This window comes from Mojavia sp. (assembly GCF_059505145.1).
The window spans coordinates 1-20,757 of the sequence record NZ_JCACKA010000047.1; the positions used below are offsets into that span (position 1 = coordinate 1).

Here is a 20,757-nt window from a genome sequence, read left to right on the forward strand (position 1 = left end):
CAAAAATAGCTCGATGCCAGGTTTGTTATTTCAAATACCCAGACTATGCCACTGTCATAGTCTGGGTGTTTTACTTATTGTGGATAATAGCAATTAGGGCTAAAAGTAGCGAGCTAAGTCTTACTACAGAACGGAAGCAATTTTTGTCATATCGTGTCCGGCTAAAGACTTATCATTATTGTAGAGAGCAGCAATAAGATTAAATCTCAAAAATTTATAGTCTGTGGCAATATGCTGTAGGTACAGCACAAGAATTTGCATTCTAGGAAATACGAATGAACCGCTCGAAAATAGTTGCTATTATTACAGGTGCGATTTCTATTCTCTTAGCGATCGCCTACTTAATTATCGTACAGTTGCTGGACTACCGGGACATGAAACCCGCCCCCATCAGCCAACTTAATCAACCACCAGCAATCGTTGCTTATAGTTGGCAGATTGAAAAAATTACCCAATTATAAATTACAGGCGTTGCAGAACAAAATCCAAATTCAGCAATGCCGAATTTTACAGCATTACAAAATATTGGTGATGATCAGCAGCATTTTTAATTGCTTAAACTGTATAAATTTACATCAGCTAGCGAGATAACTGCGTACCTGCTCCTCGTGCTGTCGTAGGAGTTTTAGCGCTTTTGATTCTATCTGTCGCACCCGTTCTCGACTGATGCCCATACGCTGACCAATCTGTGCTAAAGAAAATTCATTACCATCGATTAGACCAAAACGTAAAGTTAATATTTCTCGCTGTTGAGGAGAGAGTTTTGCTAACAAATTTTGTATATCCTGGTGCAGGGATTGCTCAACAGCGTAGGCTTCTGGAGAGAGTCCATGATCCTCCAGCGTATCCTGCAATACTGCATCTTGCTGTTCTCCAACTCGGATCTCTAGGGAGATGGGTTGACGTGCCAAGCGTAAACACTCTCGAATTTCACTAGTTGTTAAAGATAAGGCTATTGCAATTTCACTAGAGGTAGGAATACGTCCCAACTGTTGGGATAATTCTCGTTGCGCTCGCTTGATTTTATTCAGTTTATCAAAGACGTGAATGGGTAACCGGATAGCACGTCCTTTTTGAGATATCGCTCGTGTAATTCCTTGCCGAATCCACCAGTAAGCGTAGGTAGAAAACTTATAGCCAAGAGCAGGATCAAATTTTTCCACACCCCGCTCTAAACCTAAAGTACCTTCTTGAATTACATCTAAAAATTCTAGATTTCGTTTCTGATATTTCTTAGCTATTGCAACCACTAATCGGAGATTAGCTTGAATCATTCTGCGCTTGGCTTGCTGCCCTCGATTTATTTGTTGTTGCAATACTTCAACACTTAAATTTATTTGAGCAGCCCATTCTTGCAGTGTGGGTTCTTGTTTCAAGTTCACAGCCATTTCATCCTTGGCTGCCAATAAATGCATCATCTGCTGTACTTGATGGGCAAGAATAATTTCTTCCTCATCAGTTAACAAAGGTATCCGCCCAATCTCTTGCAAATAAGCACGCACGATATCATCTGTAGTTATTGATGTACTATCTGTGTTGTGAACTGCTGTATTTGGAGAATTGGTATTAGTCATAATTATTTGCAACTCCGTCACATTAGCTTTAGTCTTCAGGGTCAGTCATTGCAGATTTATTTAACTTTGGCGCTCAATCGTAGTCCATTTCAATTTCTCCAGTTGCAAATTTTTCTTGAACCAATGTTCTGTAAAGTTCAAGTTCTTCAACAGAAACCTTTTGGTCTGCAAACATATAAGCTTGGACATCATTAACTTCCTGCTGAGATATTTTGCCGTCAGCAACAGCGTTTTGAATCAGAGTTTTGAGTTTTTCCAATTCTTGGAGTTCTTGAGATGAAAGTTCATAACTATTAAAGCGTGTAATTTTCATTAATATCTCTCCTGCTAGGCTGAAAAATGAAGCTATTGCTGTGATTAGCTTGAGTTTTGACTAGCATTTGCAGATAATACAGTAGATTGCAGGTTAAATTTGAGGCTTTGTCCATCGCGGCAGATTTGAAGTTTTAGCCTGCTGCCAACAGCATAATTTTCTACGCTTTCTTGCAGTTTGTGCGGGTTACTAATTGGTTGGTTGTTCGCTTTCACAATTACATCACCTGTATAGATACCAACTGTTGCGGCAGCAGATTGCCGTATAACTTTAAGTAGAAGTATACCCAGAGATTCACTGATACTAACGGGATAGTAGAAGTCAGCGTTAATTCTTTGTTTCACCTCTGGTGTGAGTGTTACCATTTGAATGCCCAGATTCGGCACGACAATGTAGTTAGTGCGTCCATCAGCCATCCCTGCCTCAAAATCAGAGCCACCTGTAGCGCTAATTATGGTGTAAGTACCAGTATGATCCAATCCCAGGAAATTCTTAATTGCGATCGCCCAGACTTTAGTTTGAGTATAATTACTAAAACAGTTATTAATATTTGATACAAAATTTTTCACTGTGCGTGTGGGTTTAATACGCACTGCCCTAAAGCTTACTAGATTAAATACTGTAGTAATAAACTTAGGATAATTAGCAGCAGCTAAGTTTGCAGATGGTTGATTTGGTTGAGACGACAGGGAATGCTGCGGTTGCAAACGCAGATTTAAAGCTGTGATTCCTGTACCTACCAGAATTAATCCGAAATAAGTTAAAGAACGTTTCCAAGTATTTGGCTGTGGTGGGTCAGGTCGTGGCACTAGTGAATTGAAATCCAAATCTGCCATCGGATCGAATTATTTTAAAATTCGTACTCTACTGATTTAATAACCTAGAATTGCTATTTTAAATAATATTTTTTGTTTCTTTTAATTTCAAGTTCCGATTTTTGGCATTTGATGCACTCATTCTGGTCTGGCGCTCAGGAATCGGGAGTTCTGAGTAATAATTTCTCCCCGTGTCCTCTTGTCCCCAATCTCCAACCCCCAGCTCCTACAACTTATAAGCACAGAAGCTTGGAAATTGCAGATACCAATTCAACGGGATCAATGGGTTTAGCTAAATGCATCTGAAAACCTGCTAATAAAGCCAGCTGCTGATTTATTTCACCTGCATAAGCAGTCAAAGCGATCGCTGGAATCTGTCCTCCTGCACTTGCTGGTAAAGTTCGGACTCTCTGCATTAACATATAGCCATCCATACCAGGCATACCAATATCACTAAGTAATAAGTTTGGCTTTGCCGTTTTTAGTTTTTCCAAAAATTCCACCGCGGAAGCCACTACAGTTACTTCTGCTGCGTACTCATTGAGTACGCAGGCGAGCAATTCGCGCATATCAGCTTCGTCATCCACTGCCAGAATTTTAATTCCTTGCAAATTGATACTAGTACTCGGTCTTCCACTGTCTCTAGTTATAACTGGGAAATTTGCCAAAAGAGGCAATTGAACCGTGAATGTTGCGCCCATACCTTCTCCTGGGCTATCAGCCTGCACAGTGCCACCATGAAGATCGACTAAATGGCGTACAATTGCTAAACCTAAACCTAAACCGCCAAATTTTCGCGTTGTAGCACTATCGGCTTGGCGGAAGGAATCAAATACATAAGGTAAAAAACTAGGTTTTATTCCCTGGCCTGTGTCAGTCACCTGAATTTGAGCATAGGAGTCAACCTGCTTCAATTTAATTTCTACCAGTCCTCCAATGGGGCTGAACTTGACCGCATTAGAAAGCAAGTTCCACACTATTTGCTGCAAGCGGTTGGGATCACCTGCTATTTGCCCCACATTAGGCTCCAGTAAAATTTGGATTTGAATTGATTTAGCTTCTGCTGATAAACGCACTGTTTCCAGCGCCGCCTGAATAGTAGCTGCTATGTCAATGGTGGAGATATTTAAGTTAAGTTTTCCTTGTAAAATTCGTGAGAGATCCAGTAAATCTTCAATCAACTGAGCTTGCAGTTTGGCGTTGCGTTCAATTGTTTCCAAGGCACGCAAAGTCATCGTTTCATCAAACTTATGGCTTTGTAGTAATCTAGCCCACCCCAAAATAGGATTTAAGGGAGAACGCAATTCATGGGACAGAACAGCCAAAAATTCATCCTTGATGCGGTTAGCTTCTTGGGCCTGAGAATAAAGCCGAGCATTATCCACTGCTAAAGCTGTACGACGAGCGAGATCCTTAGCCAAAGACAAATCAACTAAACTATAGTGTCGCCCTGACTCTGCAGTAATCAGAGTTATCGTTCCTAGTAACCGTCCTCGTGCTATCAGTGGCACACAAATATAAAATTTGTATTCAAAGCTACGAAGAGCTTGTAAATGTTCAGTATCTTCAGCAGCCGCAACTAATATTGAGTCTAGAATTTCGTTGGTAATCAGTTCTGGTTTTCCAGTTTGGATAACGCGAACTGCACCTAATGATTGATGAGTTGCATAACGCCGTCTCAATTCTTGGGACAACTTGACTTTTTCTGGATCTTGATGATGAATTGCTAGGCACTGCAACTTACCATCGTCATTTAGTAAATCAACGGCACACCAATCTGCTACCTGAGGCACAGCTAGATGGCTTAAACTGGTCAAGGTGGTTTTGTAATCGAGTGAATTGGCTAGTACACGACTGGCTTCAGCCAAAAACCTTGCCCGCTGTTCAGCCGCCTCAGCTTCTGCCCGTGCTAGTTGTTCACGCATCAATAGTTCGTTTCGGTCTGCTTCCGCTTGCTTGCGCTCGGTAATGTCTCGAATAATACTTAAGACAACTTTTTTTTGCTCAATAATAGCGCTTTGAGAACTGACCTCTACAGGAAAAAAGCTGCCATCTTTGCGAAGATGCACAGTCTCAAATAAAATACCGTACTGACTTGCTTGCTCAAATTGCTGAGTCAAGATTGTCTGAGTTTCTGGAGCTCTTAAATCTGCAATTTTCAGCGCCAGCAACTCCGTGCGGTCATAACCATAGGCTTTCACGGCTGCTTCATTCGCTTCCAGAATTTGACCATCACTCCCTAGTGATAAAACAATATCACGGCTGTGTTGCGATAGTAGCTGATAATGTCTTAATCCTGCTTCAACTTGTTTGCGTTGTGTGATGTCTAGCGAAACTCCGATGACTCGTTGTGCCTGTCCATCTGAGTCAAAGTATACTTTACCTTGGCTGTTAAGCCACCGTGCCTCTCCATCTGGAGTTATTACTCGATATTCTTGAAAAAAAGCCTCTTCACCGGCGATCGCCCTAGTGAATGCCTGTTGAAAAATAGGCAAATCATCTGGATGCACAGCCAAAAGAAAATTTTCTGAGGTGCCAGATTTTATTCCCCAAAGGCTTTCTGCATTCTCAGAACAAACCACTTGGTCGGTTTTTAAGTTAATGTCCCAGGCAATTGCTTGAGCAGAAGTAAGAGCAACTTGCAATCGTTCTTCGGTTTCTCGTAGCGCCTGCTCAGATTTGTTGTAGGCTATCTCTGCCTGTGTGCGTTCCAATATTTCCTGAGACAATCGTTGCAGGGCAACTGCCATATCTGCACGGGTAGCGTTGTCAGTTGCTAACAGTTTTTCAATCTCATCTTCAATAGAGCGAGTTGAGGGCTGCACTAAAAACTCGTCAAATTCATCACCTGTAGCGATGAATGCAGTTTGCTCACTCCAGCAATTTTGACCAAACAACTTGGAACAAAAGCCGGCAAACTTTCCTGCCATAATGTTACTACCCCAACAGACACCCAATGCTCGCTGGTAGCGTCCTTCCCAACTGTTTTTTATCCGAAAGTGACACTTTTGCTGTACTGTATCCACTGACAGCAGTTGCATTTCTCCCCATCCGGCTGCGATCGCCATTTTTGCCAAGGCTGCAAATCCTGCTGCAAAACTGTCATATTGGGAAATAATTTGCCAGTCTATCTCAACGCTTTTGCGCCCCTCACTCTGGAGTGCCAAGGCAAACCTTTGTGTTCCCACCATCGCCTGGAACGCTGACATCAAACTAGCAACAGTGTTATCAAGCCACATTAGAATCGCAGGAAATTTCTCAATGGTAAAAACTCCCTGCTCTAATTGCCACTCTATTTCGCACCCAGATACTTGGATTTGAGGAACCTGCTGTTTTCCTAGAGAAGTTTGTAGATTCTCTAGCAATCCAGACGTGTTTTGACATAATTGCCGATGTTGTTCTAACTGCTCTAACTCAACAACTCGTTGGCGTAGGAATGCCAGTTCTTTAATTAATTCTTCTTTTGGCTTGTCTGTGTCAAGCATGTTGCTAGTTGCTCTTAAGGTCTTTAACGGTACATCTGCTAACAGAATGAATGATATAGGATTCATATCTGATTTTTAAAATATATGTAGAAATATACGTAGGGCGGGCATTACCCACTTAGTACTTGAGTAAAATCAATTAAAAAAATAATAAATAAGTTATTGTAATTGGTAATTACTAATTCGTAATTAAATACGGTTGATAAAAAGTGATCTAACAACGGTTGCGCAATTTCAGGTGCTGCTATATTTGTATAGCCCAAAAGTTACTGAGATTAAACAATATTTACCGGATAATTGTCTATACTTTGCGCTAAGTCTTAGTTTATTTATAATTTGGCGATCGCTTGCCTACAAATCTGAAGTAAGTTCAGGTTTGGGCTTTATATGGGCAATCTGCTGTATATTCGGCTTCATGGGGCACTTAGGCAAGGTTCAATTCGTCACCATTAGCCATGATGGGTAAATCCTGGTTCACAGAACTGTTAAAACCGGGAATATTTCTAACAAAGCAATTACAATGTGGCAAGTAATGTCGGAGGATAATGTGAAAACAGCGGTGATTGCCAAAACACTAATCACATCACTAGGTTTGTTTGCTTTTTTAGCCCCAAGCCCAGCATCAGCTCAACTCATACCACAACCGTGGGTTTCAGTTGGTGGGAAAGATGGCGATGTCACCTATGCTGTGGGAGCTAGAGCTTTGAATTTAGGGGTTGAAGTGGGAAGCGGCCCTGATGGTGCTACTGGAGTGGATGTTCTGAAATTTCTGAATTTGCCAGTGATTTCGCCTTATGTAGGAGTTGGATATTATTCAGAAGATAAAGGTATAGCGGTTTCGGGCGGTGTTCAGGTAGGAGCTACCGATAACATTTTCGTGGGTGCTGGTTACAATTCTGTTCGCGGATTTAATGGCCAACTTGGAATAAGATTCTAATTTTTGTTCTCACACCCGGATTCGGTATTAAAAATAAAAGCTAATTCCGATGTCTTTCTGTTTACCTAGAAGCTGATATTCCGTTACTTCCACTTGAATATACCCACTGGTTAGGATTACTGAGTTAATTTCTTCACTAATCTCTTAACTTGGTGTAATTTAGTGAAACTGCAAGGAATGCCTCAGCTAACTATTTCATTTTGGCTGAGGTCTTTCGCTAACTAATGTAATTAGTTTCCTGACCGAAAAAGAAAAGAATTGAACCGCCTACATTTATTTATGGAGAATAAAAAATGTGGAGCAACATTATTGAATCCCCCAGATTTATCTGTGAAGTCTTCAATTTTGAATTCCCCGTACCCCTTTGCTTAAGAAAGCTACGCGTATCGTCTCGCAGACAAGGGACTGAACTGTCGTCTTAATTAATCATAGTTTATAGTTCAAGTCACCTCAATATCATTAGATAATAGTATATGTTAAGGAAGTTAAAGATAGGAATTTCCTTATGGAGCAAGGAATAAGATTACTCATCCAGTTAGTAATAGAATTTGCACCTGTGATTGCATCTCTCATCCAAAAGCGGATGGAAGCAAACTTAAATACGAATGAATACGAAATCCCCGAAGCAATTGCAAAATTCAACCAATCGGTCAATATTCTAACCTTGCAGCACAATTCTGGGGTTGGATTGGCGCAAGAAAAGCGCTTGCAGCATCAATTAACAGTTTCTCAGCATGAAACTTTATTAGAAATAGCTAAACAAGAGAGAGAAACAGCACTTAAGTTACCAGAAGTTCACAAAATTCTGGATAGCTGGCCTTTAAGGTTATATCCTTCTCAAATTTTAGAAACTTACACAAGTTATGACCGCACTCCACTAAAAATTTTTCTTGCTCCTCCACAATTAAAGTTTGACCAATTTTACAACAATGAAGGAATTCCAGAAATCGAGCTAATGTTAGCTGAAGGTATCAGAGAGTTTCTTAATAAGAATTACTCTCTACACAACCCAGTTAGACCTACAGAATTTTTAGCAGGAGCATGGGATAGTAAACGTTTTCATAGCGAATCCAGTATTAAGGCTCTGTTTAGTATGTTAAAAACAGAGCCTATTTTAATTTTAGAGTCAGAGCATGATGGAGATTATTTAAATTTTCGTATTGCCTACTGGGGGTTAGGGCAAGTAAATTATTATTATAAAACAATTTCACGATTGCCTTACAAGAAAATTTTGGAAGAGTCTGCGAAAAGTCGAGCTTTAGAGTGGAAAAAAATTAGAGATGAATTGTTATCTATAGGAGAGAATTTAGATGAAATAAACAGCTTGGGTAAAGATAATGTTATTAATTTGGCAATTTTAGAAAAATCAGAAACCTGGAGAAAACAAGGTATTGATATTAATAAATTATCTCTACAATATCAAATTAATCAGCAGGATTTGGAAAACCTTTGCCAGGTTTTGATCAATTGTCATTGTTTAATTGCTGGCTGGGTAGCGGATATTTATCACCTAGTTCATCATGATGTACCGCCTCTACTACCAGAGTTACTCATGAGTTTGCTCAAAGATGCTATTGATTTCCAATCGCTGCAAGCAATAGCCACAGGTTATAAACAAGTTTACCAAGCTCTAGAAAAGGAGCGACTTTACTGGATTCCAGAGTTGGCTTTGCAATTAGCTTTGAGTTTATGCCATTTAAGCGATCGCTCTTGGGCAAAGGAACAGGTTGATTATTCAATTAATGCATGGTTGCAACTCCGTCAAGTATTATTACAACCAGTAAGTAATCCGTTTGAAGCGATGCAATTCGCGCTCAGGATAGAAGATGAAGATTATCTCAAAAAATTAAGAGAATATTTTGCAGTCGTTGGCGATCATCAAAGTATTCTTGAAGTTGAGAGATTGTTGCAGGTGATCGCTCATCTCAACGACAAACCTAACCCAAAATCTACCACTCTTATTTACACTCTAACTGGACATTTAGGTAATGTTTCATCTGTTGCCATTAGTCCAGATGGAGACATTTTAGTAAGTGGGTGTGCAGACAAAACTATCAAAGTATGGAATCTTAATACGGGCAAGCTAATTCGTACTCTTACAGAAAATTTAGGAGAGATTTCATCGATTGCTGTGAGTCCTGATGGCAATTACCTCGCCGTTGGTAGCTGTGAACACCCCAAAAGTAATATTAAAGTATGGCATCTAAAAACTGGTAAACTACTTCACACACTTTTAGGGCATCAAAAACCAGTCAACATAGTAGTAATTAGCCCTGATGGGCAGATTCTTGCTAGTGGTAGTAATAAAATTAAAATTTGGAATTTACATAAAGGCGATCGCATTTGTACCCTTTGGCATGCATCCGCAGTTCACGCTGCCGCCATCAGCCCCGATGGTACAATCCTCGCTAGTGGTAGCTCTGACACCAAAATTAGGCTGTGGAATCCACGCACCGGCGATCCTTTACGTACACTCACTGGACATACGGGCGAAATCAAATCCATCGCTATAAGCCCAGATGGTGAAATTCTCTTTAGCGGTAGTGCTGACACAACAATCAAAATTTGGCATCTGGCCACCGGAAAACTACTGCATACCCTAACTGGGCACTCAGATGAGGTGAAATCTTTAGTAGTAAGTCCTGATGGAGAAATTATTTGGAGTGGCAGTGCTGATAAAACAATTAAAATGTGGCGTCTTTCTACAGGCGAATTGCTGCATACCCTCACTGGACATTCAGGAACAGTCAATTCTGTTGCCTTAAGTGCAGATGGTAAGTTTTTAGCTAGTGGTAGTTCTGATCAAACAATCAAAATGTGGCAGATCGTTATTTAAAAATCCTCCTCCACAGAGTGATATCGTGTCCGGTGAAAGCCTTATCATTAAGACCGCAGGGAGCAGGGAGAAAGAGCATTTCGCGGTTTTTGCACAGATGCGAGAATTATAACTAATTAGGCGGACATGATATGAAACTCCTCTAAATACTCTGTAAGTAGATAACCCTGACACAGTATCCTTATTAATGTTGAATTTTTGATTGAGAAACTAATGCCAAAGCTCACCGTTCATGGAACTCCCGCCAGTACTTATGTTCGTACCGTCCGGTTGCTACTTGAGGAGGCAGGCGTAGATTATACCCTCAAGGTAGTTGATATGTTCAAGGGAGAAAACCAGTCGCCAGAGTACCTTGCTAAGAATCCTTTTGGCAAAGTGCCGACACTGGAAGTGGATGGAGAACTACTTTACGAAACGGCTGCAATTACCGAATACCTCAACACGGTCTTTGCCGCTCACAAGTTCAGCCCATCTGAGCCGATGCTCCAAGCTCGGATGCGCCAAATTATGGCAATTATTGATAGCTATTTTTATCCTCCTGCGATTAAGACAATTGTGATTGAGCGCTTTATTGTACCAACCCAAGGCGGCAAGCCAGATGAGGAGAAAATAAAAAATGCTGTTGCGCCTGCACAAACGGCACTCAAGGCAATCGAGACCCTAGCTGTTGGTAACCCCTATCTGCTCGGTAGCCAAGTGAGTATTGCGGATTTCTACTTGATTCCCATCTTCATCTACCTTTCGCAGACACCAGAGTTTGAGGCAATTACTGCTCAAACTCCGAAACTGCGGACTTGGTGGGATGAGGTCAACCAGCTTGAAAGCATCAAAAAAGTGTGTGCGTAACGGCAGCCCACTCACTAATGTACTTACAAGTAGCAACTAACTGTTATTTAAAGACCTTGACTACTGTGCGTATACATTTCCCCCCACTCTGACATCACCTCTTTCCAAAATCTTTCATGCCTTCGGGATTCGGCTACAGCACACAGCAGCATCCCAATAGCTACTGTGTGTGGGCAGTTGAATGGCGATCGCAACTCATTTCAAATTAACTTTATAATCGTTTCACTTAAAAAAAATTACTGTTTTTAATAGAACTACCGTACCAATTTGAAGTAAATATATTCTAAGGAATCTCTTGAAACTACAACCTATTCAGTTGGGTAAAAAAGAGGTTTCACCTTTTTGCACAGATCTGGAAATCATAACTAATCAACCGGACATAATATCATCCGATAAATGCGGATTTTACCTCCTGGTTAGAAAGGCAGGGTATGAAGTCCGACCGTATTATTTTTGATAGATATAGCAATCCGATTTGATTTCTGAATCACTCGTAGAGGTAAGGGACTGGGGATTGGGGACTGGGGACTGGGAAGAAGGAATAAAGGTGTACTGAATTTTGTTCAAAAATCAAATATGAGTCCTATAGGTTAACTAACTATCCGACGATAGCATCAAGTTGATTTAGAATTCTGACATCTTTATCGATATCAAATTTTCTAGCGAAGTGCGCCGACGATGCATGAATTTTTGGCAGATCTTCAAACAGTAGCGTTTTGGGGTGGGCATTTTTTGTTGACCAATCTATATAGCGCCAGTTATTTTCAGAGACTTTAAGGTGAGGAGCATTACAAAATATCGTATGGTAATACGATTCCTCTGGAACAATAGTGTAAGAGTCTAATCTGCGGTAGTGAGAAGCTAAAGCAGGCCTTTCGCGGTGAAATTCAATCAGATATTTCGCTGCTTTGCGATTAGCACAAAACCAATGTTCTCCAGCAAAGCAACGAAGGTTTTTTGAAAAGGGAAGGAAAGGAGCTGTTAATAATGGATGCCTTAAGTTTACTTGTCGCTTAGTTAAGTGTAGTTTTCTATTTAGGAACGGAACCTGAAATTTTACAATGCAGTAACGTTCATAGCACGACTTCTGCCAATCTCTCTCATAAGCATTGTAATTAATTTGCTCATGGTGAATATGAACATCATATGAACTGGAAGCTAGATCTTGCAATATTTGCGTCGCAGGCTTTATTGGGTAATCTGCTCCACTAAGTAATATAAACCAATCTGGCGAAGTCGGGGTTTCATACATTAACTGAAGTGCAAGTAACATAGCTTCTACTACAGAAAACTTACTCCAACCTGTCTGTAAATGAGGATGCACAAGCGAAACATTCCTCGCTAGGGTGTCTATAGGAAGGTCACTTTTTGAAAAATCATGATGACAAACAATCGGAGGGTGATCAAACATGCGATTGAGTATGGTAATTAGCCTAATAATCTGATGGGGCTTGTTATGAGTAAGTAGGATGAAGCCAACTGTTAGTGCCATGATTACCTCATTAAATAATTACTTGTAACTCATAATCGAAATTAAGTGACCCGTCGGCTCGATATTGGTAAAGAATCTCTTTTACTTTTTGTGACAAAACCTGTTCCGAACTAATACCAATTTCCTAAAAGAGAGAATAAAAAATGCAAAGCAACATGATTCACGCTACAAGATTTATCTGTAAGGTCTTAAATTTTGAATGAACGAATTTTAAATTATCCGTACCCCTTCGCTTAAGCAAGCTACGCGTAGCGTCTCGCAGAGAAGGGGCTGAAGTTGGGTTTCGTTCCTCAACCCAATCTATATGTGTCGCAATCATTTTTCAAATTGGTATTAGGATTCTATAACGGAGCTATTGATGGTATCTATGGATCTAGAACCGCTAAAGTAGCTGCCTTTCAGCGATCGCAAAGATTAGTTGGTGATTGATGGGATGAATTTTGTTTCGCGTATACCGCAAGCGTAATCCGCAGGGTAGCCGCGTTCGCTGAAAGCGTTCCCGAAGGGTAGAATAAGTCTTTAGCCTTGGTCTAAAATCTTAGTTCATCCCGTATTTGTGTAACGCCGTGTTCAGTAGTTGGACAAAAATAAATTCATTCGGAAAGGCGGGGAACAAGAAAACAATATGTGTAATTAATTCTGTCTAAGTAATTATCTAGGATTAGTGTTCAATCTGCTCAATCCCGATAATTTCTCGATTGCTTGCAATCTCATCTTGAGTATGAAATGTAAAGCTGCGCTGTTCTCCTACGCGGTTCCATTCCTCTTGCAAAGCCATGTGAGGATAATTACCACTGTTAAGCATGTCCATTAGTGGCGGCCAATTTATTTTAATATTGCTGACATCGCCAACAAAGAGTTTGAAACAACCAATATTAGCGATCGCATAAATCCCAGAAGCCATAAGCAATTACAAATTAAGTAGAAAGCAGTCCCAATGAGAAAGGGGTTGGAGACAAGGGGACAAGGGGACAAAGGGGACAAGGGGAAAAGAAATTGCCCATGAACTCACAACTTAGTATTCCACACCCAGTCTCTTATGTTGTTACCCTTCCAGCGATCGCGTATAAACTGGTCTCCCTTGGGCATCATAAACGAACAAAGGCATTTGGGCATTATCACTAATAACTGCTAGCGCTTGCTGTAAGATTTGCAAGTGTTGATTTACGCCTGCCATAATGCTTGATTCTGGAGGATTACTCTTAGGCAAGGTACTTTGCCGTGCTTGATCGTATTCAGGAGTTAACTGCACAATAATTCCTTTGCTGGCTATAGTAAAAGTGCAAATCCGAATTCCATTAATACAAGTTTTAGTAAGGTCAGTGCGGGTTTGTTGTAAACTATTAGCAACTTGGAGTTTTTCTTGTGCTTGTTTGAGAGCAGCAGAGTAAGGTTCAACGAGAGACTGAGCCTGAAGATAGTAAAAGCTATTATTGGAAACCTGTTTAGCAGCTTGCAAAGCCTGTTCCCATTGCCCTACTGCTGGTTGCCATTGCTGCTTTGCTTCATATACCTTAGCTTGATTGGCTGTAGTAACAGCTTGTTGGTAAGTTTTGGCAGCTAATTGTTCTTTAGTGGCGCGATCGCGTGCTGCTGCTAGTTTTGGTTTGTAGTCTACCAGCAGCTTTTGTGCTTCTTGGTATTCTGAGCTAGTCTTAGGAATGGTATTTAAAGCATTAACTGCCACCTGCCAAGTAGACTGCACTTTTTGTAAATCCTTCAAAGATTTAACAGTGGTTTCCTGTTGGGCAGCTGCACTTGCTACAGCTTGGGCGGCACTCAGCTTTTTCAGCCATTTTTCTGCAACTAGCAATTGCTGGTTAACCGTTTGCAAATTGCGACGATAACTGAGTAATTTAACTTGTGCCAAAGCATACAATTCGCTATTGGGACGGATCGCTTCTAGCGGTGTAATCGCCCGTCGCCAGAGTTTTTGTAGAGCTTGCAATTCCTCAAGGCTATTAACGTTAGTTTGAGTTTTTTTCCCCGCCAAGGATGCGGCTTGCAAAGCTTTTACTACCTGATCAATTTTTTCTGATTGCCCAGATAAACTTGCTTTTAGTTCCTCTCCTTGGTCGTAATGAGAAGACCAAAAGGGAATTATTGCTAAGCCTGAACTTGCTGCCTCTAGTTGCTGTTGCACTACTACTAATTCCTTTTCAGATTTAGCACGGCGCATCATTTGTCGGGATTCTGTTTTTAATTTCTCGGCAGTTTGTATTTGTTTACACTCGGATATAGCACAAGGAAGAGACATTAAGTAAGCTCCGCCACATAACACCACAATTCCTACAGAGGCTAAACCCAACAGGATTTGTTTGATTGGTAGCGATCGCTTAGAAGACCTCAAATCCTGCGAGCCTGCCATGGGATCGAACGGTTCTTCATCCTCAGTTTCTCCGAGTGAGCTTGCTAAGGGGTAAAACGGTTCTTGATCCTCAGTTTCACTGATTAATAAAGATGATGAAGGTTCTGAGATCGAATCATCAAGTGATGGAAAGATGAGGCGGACACCGGCGAGGTTTTCGTTGGGCAATGTTGTTTCGGTATAAGTCCGCAGATCGGGTTCTCGTACAGAAGCATAGGCATCGCTGCTACCTACTCCTGCCATCTGATTTAAAGTTACCGAATGTTTAGCATAAGGGAGTTTTTCACCAGATACTCTCAGGAAACATCGCACCTGGTACTCCCATTGTGTTGGTAGCGACTGGATTGCTTCCTCCAGCAATTGAAAGACTAATTGAGTGTCAACTTTCAGACCTGCTGGATGTTGAGTTAAAACCATCAGTTCGCCATTATTGATGGCACACTTGACTTGGAAGACTTCACCAGATGGAACTTCCGCAAGCAATTGTTCTTGCAAAGTTTTGGCTAGCAGTTGTAAGTCTTGTTGTTGGACTGCTACTTTCATAGAGCGTTTCCGCGGTTCTTCTATATAGTTTTTCTTATTTTCGAGGGTACGAAATGGAGAACTTTCGTCTGTTGAATACAGATGCACAGTTTAGCCAACCATAGCCTGATAATTAGATTGACCAACTTTCTAACACAAATTCTGATTTTTCACCAAAAAATTCAAAGAGCATCTAAGTCCACGTTTCCAAGTATTCCTACTGCTAGACGCTGCATTTGACAATTTTGCTTAAAGTAGGAATTATCAATAAAAAATGGGAATAATAAAGTTTTTAGGCATTTTCACTGCTTTAGATGTAACAGTGAAATAAGTAACGGCTACTTTCCTTTAGTCCAGAATTTGCAGTACAGTAGTTACAAAATTATCCAATACTAAAACCCAGAAGATGATATTATCGATTTTTATTTATGTTGCTGGTTTTGAAATATGCTAGAAAAATTACTGAGAATATTAAATCAGACTTGTTAAAATATAACCCGTTGTTTGGTTGGCAAGTTAATTTGCCTCCTTTGCTGAATTCGATAAAATTAATCCATAAAAAATAAGTTTTTATAGATGACTAAAGCTTGATTCTGCAATTAGGGTGCTGCAAAAGTGTTGAGGATAATACTGAAAAATCTACTGTGAAATAGTTATATATCAGGTGCGTGTCCATGGATTTATTGGAGTACCAAGTTAAAGAATGGTTTGGGAATATAGGCATTCCCGTATTGCCCTCGCAACGAATTGACCATCCCACAGACCTGAAACGGTTAAAAATTCGCTATCCGATTGTTTTGAAATCTCAAGTACATGCAGCTGAAAGAGCAAAAGCTGGTGGAGTCAGAATTGTAGAAACAACAATCGATGCGATCGCAGCTGCACAAAATATCTTCAATTTGCGGATTTGGGGCGAGTTGCCGGAAGTTTTGCTGGCAGAATCTAAATATGATGCCAAGCAAGAATTTTATTTAGCAGTAGTTTTAGATACCGCTGTCTGCCGTCCAGTACTTTTAGGTTGCAAGGAAGCAGACATTGATTGGGAAACCGCAGGGGAGAAAATGGAATATGTGGTCGTTGAACAAGAATTTTCTCCTTTTTATGCCCGACGGCTGGCTTTGAAAATGGGCTTGGAAGGTACACTGATGCAATCGATCAGTTCGGTTGTGGAGAAGATGTACCATTTGTTCATACAACAAGACCTAGACTTAGTAGAAATTAATCCTCTAGCAATCAATGCCTCCGGCGAAGTCATGGCTCTCAATGGTAAAGTTAGGGTCAACGAACGGGCAATTGGGCGTCATCCAGAAATCGCTCAGATGGCGGAAAGAATTGTCAAGACTAATAATCATGCTGAAATTAACGCCCATTTGAGCAACTGGGATGGGATAGAAATGCACGGTAAAATCGGCATTCTTGGGAATGGTACTGGTTCAGTGTTAGCAACTTTAGATTTAGTTGCCAATGCTGGCGGTAAGCCTGGTGTTTGCTTGAATTTGCGTCATGCTTTGCTGAGTGATACCTCTCCGACTACCTTTTGCGATCGCTTACACACAGGTTTGCAAATTCTCACTGCCGACAAAAGCATTCAAGTGATCCTGATTAACCTTTTAGGTAGTATTCATCAGTCTGCGGAATTTGCTGAAGTTATTGGGCAATTTCTACAACAAGATAAAAGTGAAGGCAAATCCCACGCTGTACGCTCAAATGGCAGCAAAGGTCGTCGTGACAACGGCTGTCCTCGCTTAGTTGTGCGTCTTGCTGGTTCTGAGTTCAATGCAGCTAGAAAATATTTAGCAGCACTCAAAACTCAGGGAGATACCCTGATATTAGTAGAGAATTTAGATGAAGCAGTAGCAGAAGCAGTACGTCTTGCCAAGCCAACCGCTTATAAAAGGTAGTAGCAACAAAGTGGTTGGGAATTGGGGGCTGGGGACTGGTGAGACAGCGCGGTCTTGGGGGTTTCCCACATGAGCGACTGCGAACCCGAAGGGGGACTGGGCATTGGGCATTGGGGGCAAATTATTACTCAGCAATCAGCACTCAGCAACGCCAGTTGCTACAACGGGGGAAACCCCCGCAACGCACTGGCTCCTCAGCACTCAGCACTCAGCACTCACCACTGCTTGGGCAATTGTGTGTGGCACTAAATATTCAAAGAAATTTTGTAAATTTAAGTAGAATAGTGAATTAAACAACACCGTGCATGTGTCGTTTTTCTTCCCAGTCGCTCAAGGCGCTGCGTTGCCCAACTTAACCGTACTTTTTTATGAACTTAACGCCAGAAAGCAAAGTGTTAATCCAAGGCTTCGATGAATTTATATCAGCAAGCCATATTACTCAAATGAAAGCTTATGGCACAAATTTGATTGCTGGTGTCAATCCCGGATTTGGTGGACAGCAAATGTATGATTTGCCAGTATTCGATTTGGTTGAGGAGGTGGTGGGGCAATTTGGAGCAATCGACACGGCAATCATTTGTGTACATCCATACCAAGTGCTAGATGCAGCATTGGAAGCGATCGCATCTAATATCCGCCAAATCATGATCATCTCCGGCGGTGTGCCACCTTTGGATATGGTGCAATTACTACGCAAAGCCGAGGCCTGTGAAACCTTAGTTGTAGGGCCAAATAGTCCTGGAATCATTGTGCCTGGCAAAATTCTCTTAGGTACTCATCCTAGCGAATTTTATACTCCTGGATCTGTGGGCATTGTGAGTCGCAGTAGCACCTTAACCTACGAAGTTGCCTGGGAATTAACAAAAGCTGGTTTAGGGCAGTCAATTAGTGTCAGTATCGGTAGTGATGCGATCGTTGGTTCATCGTTTCTCCAATGGCTGCAAATCTTGGATGAAGATGACCACACAGAGGCGATCGTATTAGTGGGGCAACCTGGTGGCGGTAGTGAAGAAGCGGCGGCGCGCTATATTGCTGAAACAATTGATAAACCAGTAATTGCTTACATTGCAGGTAGACAAGCACCACCGGCAAAACATTGGCGTCAAACTGGAACTTTAGCCACAATTATCGGACGCGATCCGAACTTTGGCACTGCACAAAATAAATTAGCTGCTTTCCAAGAAGCACAAGTTCCCGTAGCTGAACGTCCTTCTCAAATTCCAGAATTGGTGAGAAAAGGAATTAATTAACAATCCTCGCCCTCCGCTAGAAAAAGCAGAGGAGCTGGGGAGGTAAGGGGACAAGGAGAATAACTCCTAACTCACTACTCAGGACTCAGCACTTTGCTATGATTACGAATTACGAATTAAGAGTTACGAATTACGTATCTTGTGTATATCTTGCTAACAATTGTGGAATGTAATCATACCCATCTACACCAATAACCGCAATGATTTTAGGGCGATGTTGCTGCAAGTAATTTTGAAAAGCTGCCGTTCCTATTTGTCCTTGCAAAATTGTAAGTAGTCCTGCTGGTTGACGCCATTCACGGGAAGCAATTTGATCCAACAAATACATTCCCAAACTGCCAGTGTAAACAGCTTTTTCGGAATTTTGCAGATGATAATAAGCTTCGGCTAAGTAAGCTAAATTTCGTCCTTGAAGATACAAATCACCAGAAATTTGTGCGGTTTTAAACCCTTCTTCTAGATATTTAATTGCCTCTTGCGCTTGGCCAATAACTAGATGGGCAATTCCTAAGCTACTGAAACACAAGGCTTTACTTTGAATATCGCCTAATTGCTCTGATAACTTTAAACCTTGTTGCAAATAGGTAATTGCCATTTCATAGGTTTCCGGTTCTACCTGTTCTAACTCTTGGGCGTGCATGACTTCGCTGTAGCCTAAATTAATTAGCGCATTGGCTTCACCTGTACGATCGCCTGCTTGTCGGCTGAGTATTAATGCTCGTTGGCTGTTATTAATGGCTTCAGCATAATTTCGCTCTTGGACGTAGGTACGGCTGAGGTGGTTGAAATTAGCAATTTCACAGGGGCGATCGCCTGCATGACGTGATATTTCTAACGCTTGCTGATGGAACTGAATTGAGCGTTGATATTGTCCCAAAGCACGTTGCGAATAACCCAAAAGTGTCAAAATCCGCGCCTTCTCTTGAGTTCCCTCGACTCGCCGTAGCGGTTCATCTAAATAATCTAAGGCATCTCGCAAATAATTACCAGAAAAAGAAGCAAAAATTCCACCGTAAAGCGGAAAATAGGAACGCAAAGCAAAGTTGCGTAGAATCTGGAGCATGATTTGAGAAGCAGCATTGCTGTACACTGCGGCAATGCTACTAAAACCACTTGCCAACTGACTCCAAATCACTGCAAAGGTCAAGAAAGTGGAAATCGATAACTTTGAGCCTGCTTGGATATTGTAAGCTTGTTGGTCAAACCAGTTGACTAACCCCCGTTGCAAATACTGTAAAATTAAGGCGATTTCTACCCAGTCAGCAAGGGTGATACTGCGTTGCTGTTCGGCAAATTGAATTGCAGATTGCTCGATCGCCAAGGTGCGTAGTAGTGCTTGGGGTAACTCGCTATTAACCTGCTTTGCCCAAGTTGCCCAAGGGCCACTTTCTCCAGGGACACCGCCAAATCCTAAAGATTGCTGACTTTCGTACATCCAGCTAACCAAATGATCTTGTAATCGTTGCCAAGAAGCTAAACCACGATTGATTCCTGTGGATATTTGCTGTAAATCAGAATCGGCCTGGGCAAATTGCTGTAAAGATTTTGACAACTGCTGTAGCTGTTGCGAATTGAGCGCGTATTTCTGATTGGGATCGGTAAACCGGAGGAATGTAGCAAGACGCTCATCAGCAGATGCTGTGGTAATTTCTTTAACAGCCGAGACAATTACCTCTGTGGTTTTGTTGTTTTCTTGCCACCGTTGCCATTGACTTTGAATTGTCTTAATTGCTCTTAAACTCCGGCTAGCCTTGGCTTTTTTGAGTTCATCCTTTTCACTGTCCACTTGAGCTTGGATAGTACTGAGGCGATCGCTTAAAACCAACTCAAATACTTCCCCTGTACCAGGATTTACACCTTTTAGTAATAGTTGATACACCTGCTCGACAGAGCTAATCTTACCCTTGAGGGTGGTGTCTACAATTTCGTCAATTAAAGCAAGGTAGCGATCGCGCAATGGCAGAGAGTCTGACACTTTAGCTACTAGTAAACGTTACGTTAATTCTCATTCTAGTCTTCATTTGGACGGCAGGGGAGGCTGAGTGGTGAGTTGTGAGTGCTGAGTCACCGAAGTTTGCCCAGAGGGAAACCCTCCTTGCAACTTCTCGCTGAGTTCCAAACACGAAGTTTCGAGTGCTCAGTGCTAAGTGCTGAGTACCAAGCTCGAAGTTTCGAGTAAAAAGCTCGAAGTTCCGAGTTCCGAACACGAAGTTTTGAGTAAAAAGCTCGACATTGCGAGTTCCGAACACGAAGTTTTGAGTAAAAAGCTCGACATTCCAAGTTCCGAACACGAAGTTTTGAGTAAAAAGCTCGACATTGCGAGTTCCGAACACGAAGTTTTGAGTAAAAAGCTCGACATTCCAAGTTCCGAACACGAAGTTTTGAGTAAAAAGCTCGACATTGCGAGTTCCGAACACG

The 20,757-nt window shown here is 41.4% G+C and carries 17 protein-coding genes; 9 read left to right on the forward strand and 8 right to left on the reverse strand.

What is annotated here, in order from left to right:
• The first annotated feature begins 275 nt into the window (after window positions 1-275).
• Window positions 276-461: a hypothetical protein gene (locus AC5JL8_RS07255; protein ID WP_495879108.1), complete on the forward strand. Its 186-nt coding sequence runs from the start codon at window positions 276-278 to the stop codon at window positions 459-461.
• Between the two features lie 114 nt (window positions 462-575).
• Here the strand turns inward: AC5JL8_RS07255 and AC5JL8_RS07260 are convergent, their stop codons facing one another.
• The 4 genes from AC5JL8_RS07260 to AC5JL8_RS07275 form a co-directional block, all read right to left on the reverse strand.
• Window positions 576-1,574 (reverse strand): RpoD/SigA family RNA polymerase sigma factor, encoded by a 999-nt coding sequence (locus AC5JL8_RS07260; protein WP_495879109.1) that lies wholly within the window; start codon window positions 1,572-1,574, stop codon window positions 576-578.
• Window positions 1,575-1,647: 73 nt separating this feature from the next.
• Entirely contained in the window at window positions 1,648-1,887 is a 240-nt protein-coding gene (locus AC5JL8_RS07265; protein ID WP_495879110.1) for a hypothetical protein, read from the reverse strand.
• A 44-nt stretch (window positions 1,888-1,931) separates the two neighbouring features.
• Window positions 1,932-2,723 (reverse strand): PDZ domain-containing protein, encoded by a 792-nt coding sequence (locus tag AC5JL8_RS07270; protein WP_495879111.1) that lies wholly within the window; start codon window positions 2,721-2,723, stop codon window positions 1,932-1,934.
• 212 nt (window positions 2,724-2,935) lie between these two features.
• Window positions 2,936-6,253: a PAS domain S-box protein gene (locus AC5JL8_RS07275; protein ID WP_495879112.1), complete on the reverse strand. Its 3,318-nt coding sequence runs from the start codon at window positions 6,251-6,253 to the stop codon at window positions 2,936-2,938.
• A 466-nt stretch (window positions 6,254-6,719) separates the two neighbouring features.
• On the opposite strand from AC5JL8_RS07275, the gene AC5JL8_RS07280 reads away from it, so the two are divergent.
• The 3 genes from AC5JL8_RS07280 to AC5JL8_RS07290 all read left to right on the forward strand — a co-directional run bounded on the left by AC5JL8_RS07280 (window position 6,720) and on the right by AC5JL8_RS07290 (window position 10,806).
• Window positions 6,720-7,124 (forward strand): hypothetical protein, encoded by a 405-nt coding sequence (locus AC5JL8_RS07280; RefSeq protein WP_495879113.1) that lies wholly within the window; start codon window positions 6,720-6,722, stop codon window positions 7,122-7,124.
• A 505-nt stretch (window positions 7,125-7,629) separates the two neighbouring features.
• On the forward strand, window positions 7,630-9,960 hold the full coding sequence (locus AC5JL8_RS07285; RefSeq protein ID WP_495879114.1) for a WD40 repeat domain-containing protein: 2,331 nt from the start codon (window positions 7,630-7,632) through the stop codon (window positions 9,958-9,960).
• A 213-nt stretch (window positions 9,961-10,173) separates the two neighbouring features.
• The gene (locus AC5JL8_RS07290) at window positions 10,174-10,806 is read left to right on the forward strand and encodes a glutathione S-transferase family protein (RefSeq protein ID WP_495879115.1); all 633 of its coding nucleotides are present in this window, start codon (window positions 10,174-10,176) and stop codon (window positions 10,804-10,806) included.
• Window positions 10,807-11,404: 598 nt separating this feature from the next.
• Here the strand turns inward: AC5JL8_RS07290 and AC5JL8_RS07295 are convergent.
• A complete protein-coding gene (locus tag AC5JL8_RS07295; protein WP_495879116.1) occupies window positions 11,405-12,298 on the reverse strand; it encodes a beta-1,6-N-acetylglucosaminyltransferase in 894 nt (297 codons plus the stop codon).
• Between the two features lie 306 nt (window positions 12,299-12,604).
• Here AC5JL8_RS07295 and AC5JL8_RS07300 point away from each other — a divergent pair, with 306 nt between their 5' ends.
• Window positions 12,605-12,727 (forward strand): peptidoglycan-binding domain-containing protein, encoded by a 123-nt coding sequence (locus AC5JL8_RS07300; RefSeq protein WP_495879117.1) that lies wholly within the window; start codon window positions 12,605-12,607, stop codon window positions 12,725-12,727.
• 232 nt (window positions 12,728-12,959) lie between these two features.
• Here AC5JL8_RS07300 and AC5JL8_RS07305 read toward each other — a convergent pair whose 3' ends face one another.
• Together AC5JL8_RS07305 and AC5JL8_RS07310 are read right to left on the reverse strand one after the other, a co-directional pair.
• Entirely contained in the window at window positions 12,960-13,202 is a 243-nt protein-coding gene (locus tag AC5JL8_RS07305) for a GIY-YIG nuclease family protein (protein ID WP_495879118.1), read from the reverse strand.
• A 141-nt stretch (window positions 13,203-13,343) separates the two neighbouring features.
• Window positions 13,344-15,209: a hypothetical protein gene (locus tag AC5JL8_RS07310; protein ID WP_495879119.1), complete on the reverse strand. Its 1,866-nt coding sequence runs from the start codon at window positions 15,207-15,209 to the stop codon at window positions 13,344-13,346.
• Window positions 15,210-15,862: 653 nt separating this feature from the next.
• Between AC5JL8_RS07310 and AC5JL8_RS07315 the strand changes: the two genes are divergently transcribed.
• The 3 genes from AC5JL8_RS07315 to AC5JL8_RS07325 all read left to right on the forward strand — a co-directional run bounded on the left by AC5JL8_RS07315 (window position 15,863) and on the right by AC5JL8_RS07325 (window position 18,339).
• Window positions 15,863-17,089 carry an ATP-grasp domain-containing protein gene (locus tag AC5JL8_RS07315; RefSeq protein ID WP_495879120.1) on the forward strand — a complete coding sequence of 409 codons (1,227 nt, stop codon included), beginning with the start codon at window positions 15,863-15,865 and terminating at the stop codon, window positions 17,087-17,089.
• A gap of 69 nt (window positions 17,090-17,158) precedes the next feature.
• Window positions 17,159-17,338 carry a hypothetical protein gene (locus tag AC5JL8_RS07320; RefSeq protein WP_495879121.1) on the forward strand — a complete coding sequence of 60 codons (180 nt, stop codon included), beginning with the start codon at window positions 17,159-17,161 and terminating at the stop codon, window positions 17,336-17,338.
• Between the two features lie 119 nt (window positions 17,339-17,457).
• Entirely contained in the window at window positions 17,458-18,339 is an 882-nt protein-coding gene (locus AC5JL8_RS07325) for a succinate--CoA ligase subunit alpha (RefSeq protein ID WP_495879122.1), read from the forward strand.
• Between the two features lie 130 nt (window positions 18,340-18,469).
• Here the strand turns inward: AC5JL8_RS07325 and AC5JL8_RS07330 are convergent, their stop codons facing one another.
• Window positions 18,470-20,314, reverse strand: coding sequence for a tetratricopeptide repeat protein (locus AC5JL8_RS07330; protein WP_495879123.1), 1,845 nt, complete (start codon window positions 20,312-20,314; stop codon window positions 18,470-18,472).
• A 172-nt stretch (window positions 20,315-20,486) separates the two neighbouring features.
• Here AC5JL8_RS07330 and AC5JL8_RS07335 point away from each other — a divergent pair.
• On the forward strand, window positions 20,487-20,757 hold a 271-nt coding region (locus AC5JL8_RS07335), incomplete at its 3' end, for a hypothetical protein (protein ID WP_495879124.1).

What these genes read in the sequence shown, in the direction of transcription:
- AC5JL8_RS07255 (WP_495879108.1), top strand. Translation starts at nt 276, where the DNA reads ATGAACCGCTCGAAAATAGTTGCTATTATTACAGGTGCGATTTCTATT.
- AC5JL8_RS07260 (WP_495879109.1), bottom strand. Translation starts at nt 1,574, where the DNA reads ATGACTAATACCAATTCTCCAAATACAGCAGTTCACAACACAGATAGT.
- AC5JL8_RS07265 (WP_495879110.1), bottom strand. Translation starts at nt 1,887, where the DNA reads ATGAAAATTACACGCTTTAATAGTTATGAACTTTCATCTCAAGAACTC.
- AC5JL8_RS07270 (WP_495879111.1), bottom strand. Translation starts at nt 2,723, where the DNA reads ATGGCAGATTTGGATTTCAATTCACTAGTGCCACGACCTGACCCACCA.
- AC5JL8_RS07275 (WP_495879112.1), bottom strand. Translation starts at nt 6,253, where the DNA reads ATGAATCCTATATCATTCATTCTGTTAGCAGATGTACCGTTAAAGACC.
- AC5JL8_RS07280 (WP_495879113.1), top strand. Translation starts at nt 6,720, where the DNA reads ATGTCGGAGGATAATGTGAAAACAGCGGTGATTGCCAAAACACTAATC.
- AC5JL8_RS07285 (WP_495879114.1), top strand. Translation starts at nt 7,630, where the DNA reads ATGGAGCAAGGAATAAGATTACTCATCCAGTTAGTAATAGAATTTGCA.
- AC5JL8_RS07290 (WP_495879115.1), top strand. Translation starts at nt 10,174, where the DNA reads ATGCCAAAGCTCACCGTTCATGGAACTCCCGCCAGTACTTATGTTCGT.
- AC5JL8_RS07295 (WP_495879116.1), bottom strand. Translation starts at nt 12,298, where the DNA reads ATGGCACTAACAGTTGGCTTCATCCTACTTACTCATAACAAGCCCCAT.
- AC5JL8_RS07305 (WP_495879118.1), bottom strand. Translation starts at nt 13,202, where the DNA reads ATGGCTTCTGGGATTTATGCGATCGCTAATATTGGTTGTTTCAAACTC.
- AC5JL8_RS07310 (WP_495879119.1), bottom strand. Translation starts at nt 15,209, where the DNA reads ATGAAAGTAGCAGTCCAACAACAAGACTTACAACTGCTAGCCAAAACT.
- AC5JL8_RS07315 (WP_495879120.1), top strand. Translation starts at nt 15,863, where the DNA reads ATGGATTTATTGGAGTACCAAGTTAAAGAATGGTTTGGGAATATAGGC.
- AC5JL8_RS07320 (WP_495879121.1), top strand. Translation starts at nt 17,159, where the DNA reads ATGAGCGACTGCGAACCCGAAGGGGGACTGGGCATTGGGCATTGGGGG.
- AC5JL8_RS07325 (WP_495879122.1), top strand. Translation starts at nt 17,458, where the DNA reads ATGAACTTAACGCCAGAAAGCAAAGTGTTAATCCAAGGCTTCGATGAA.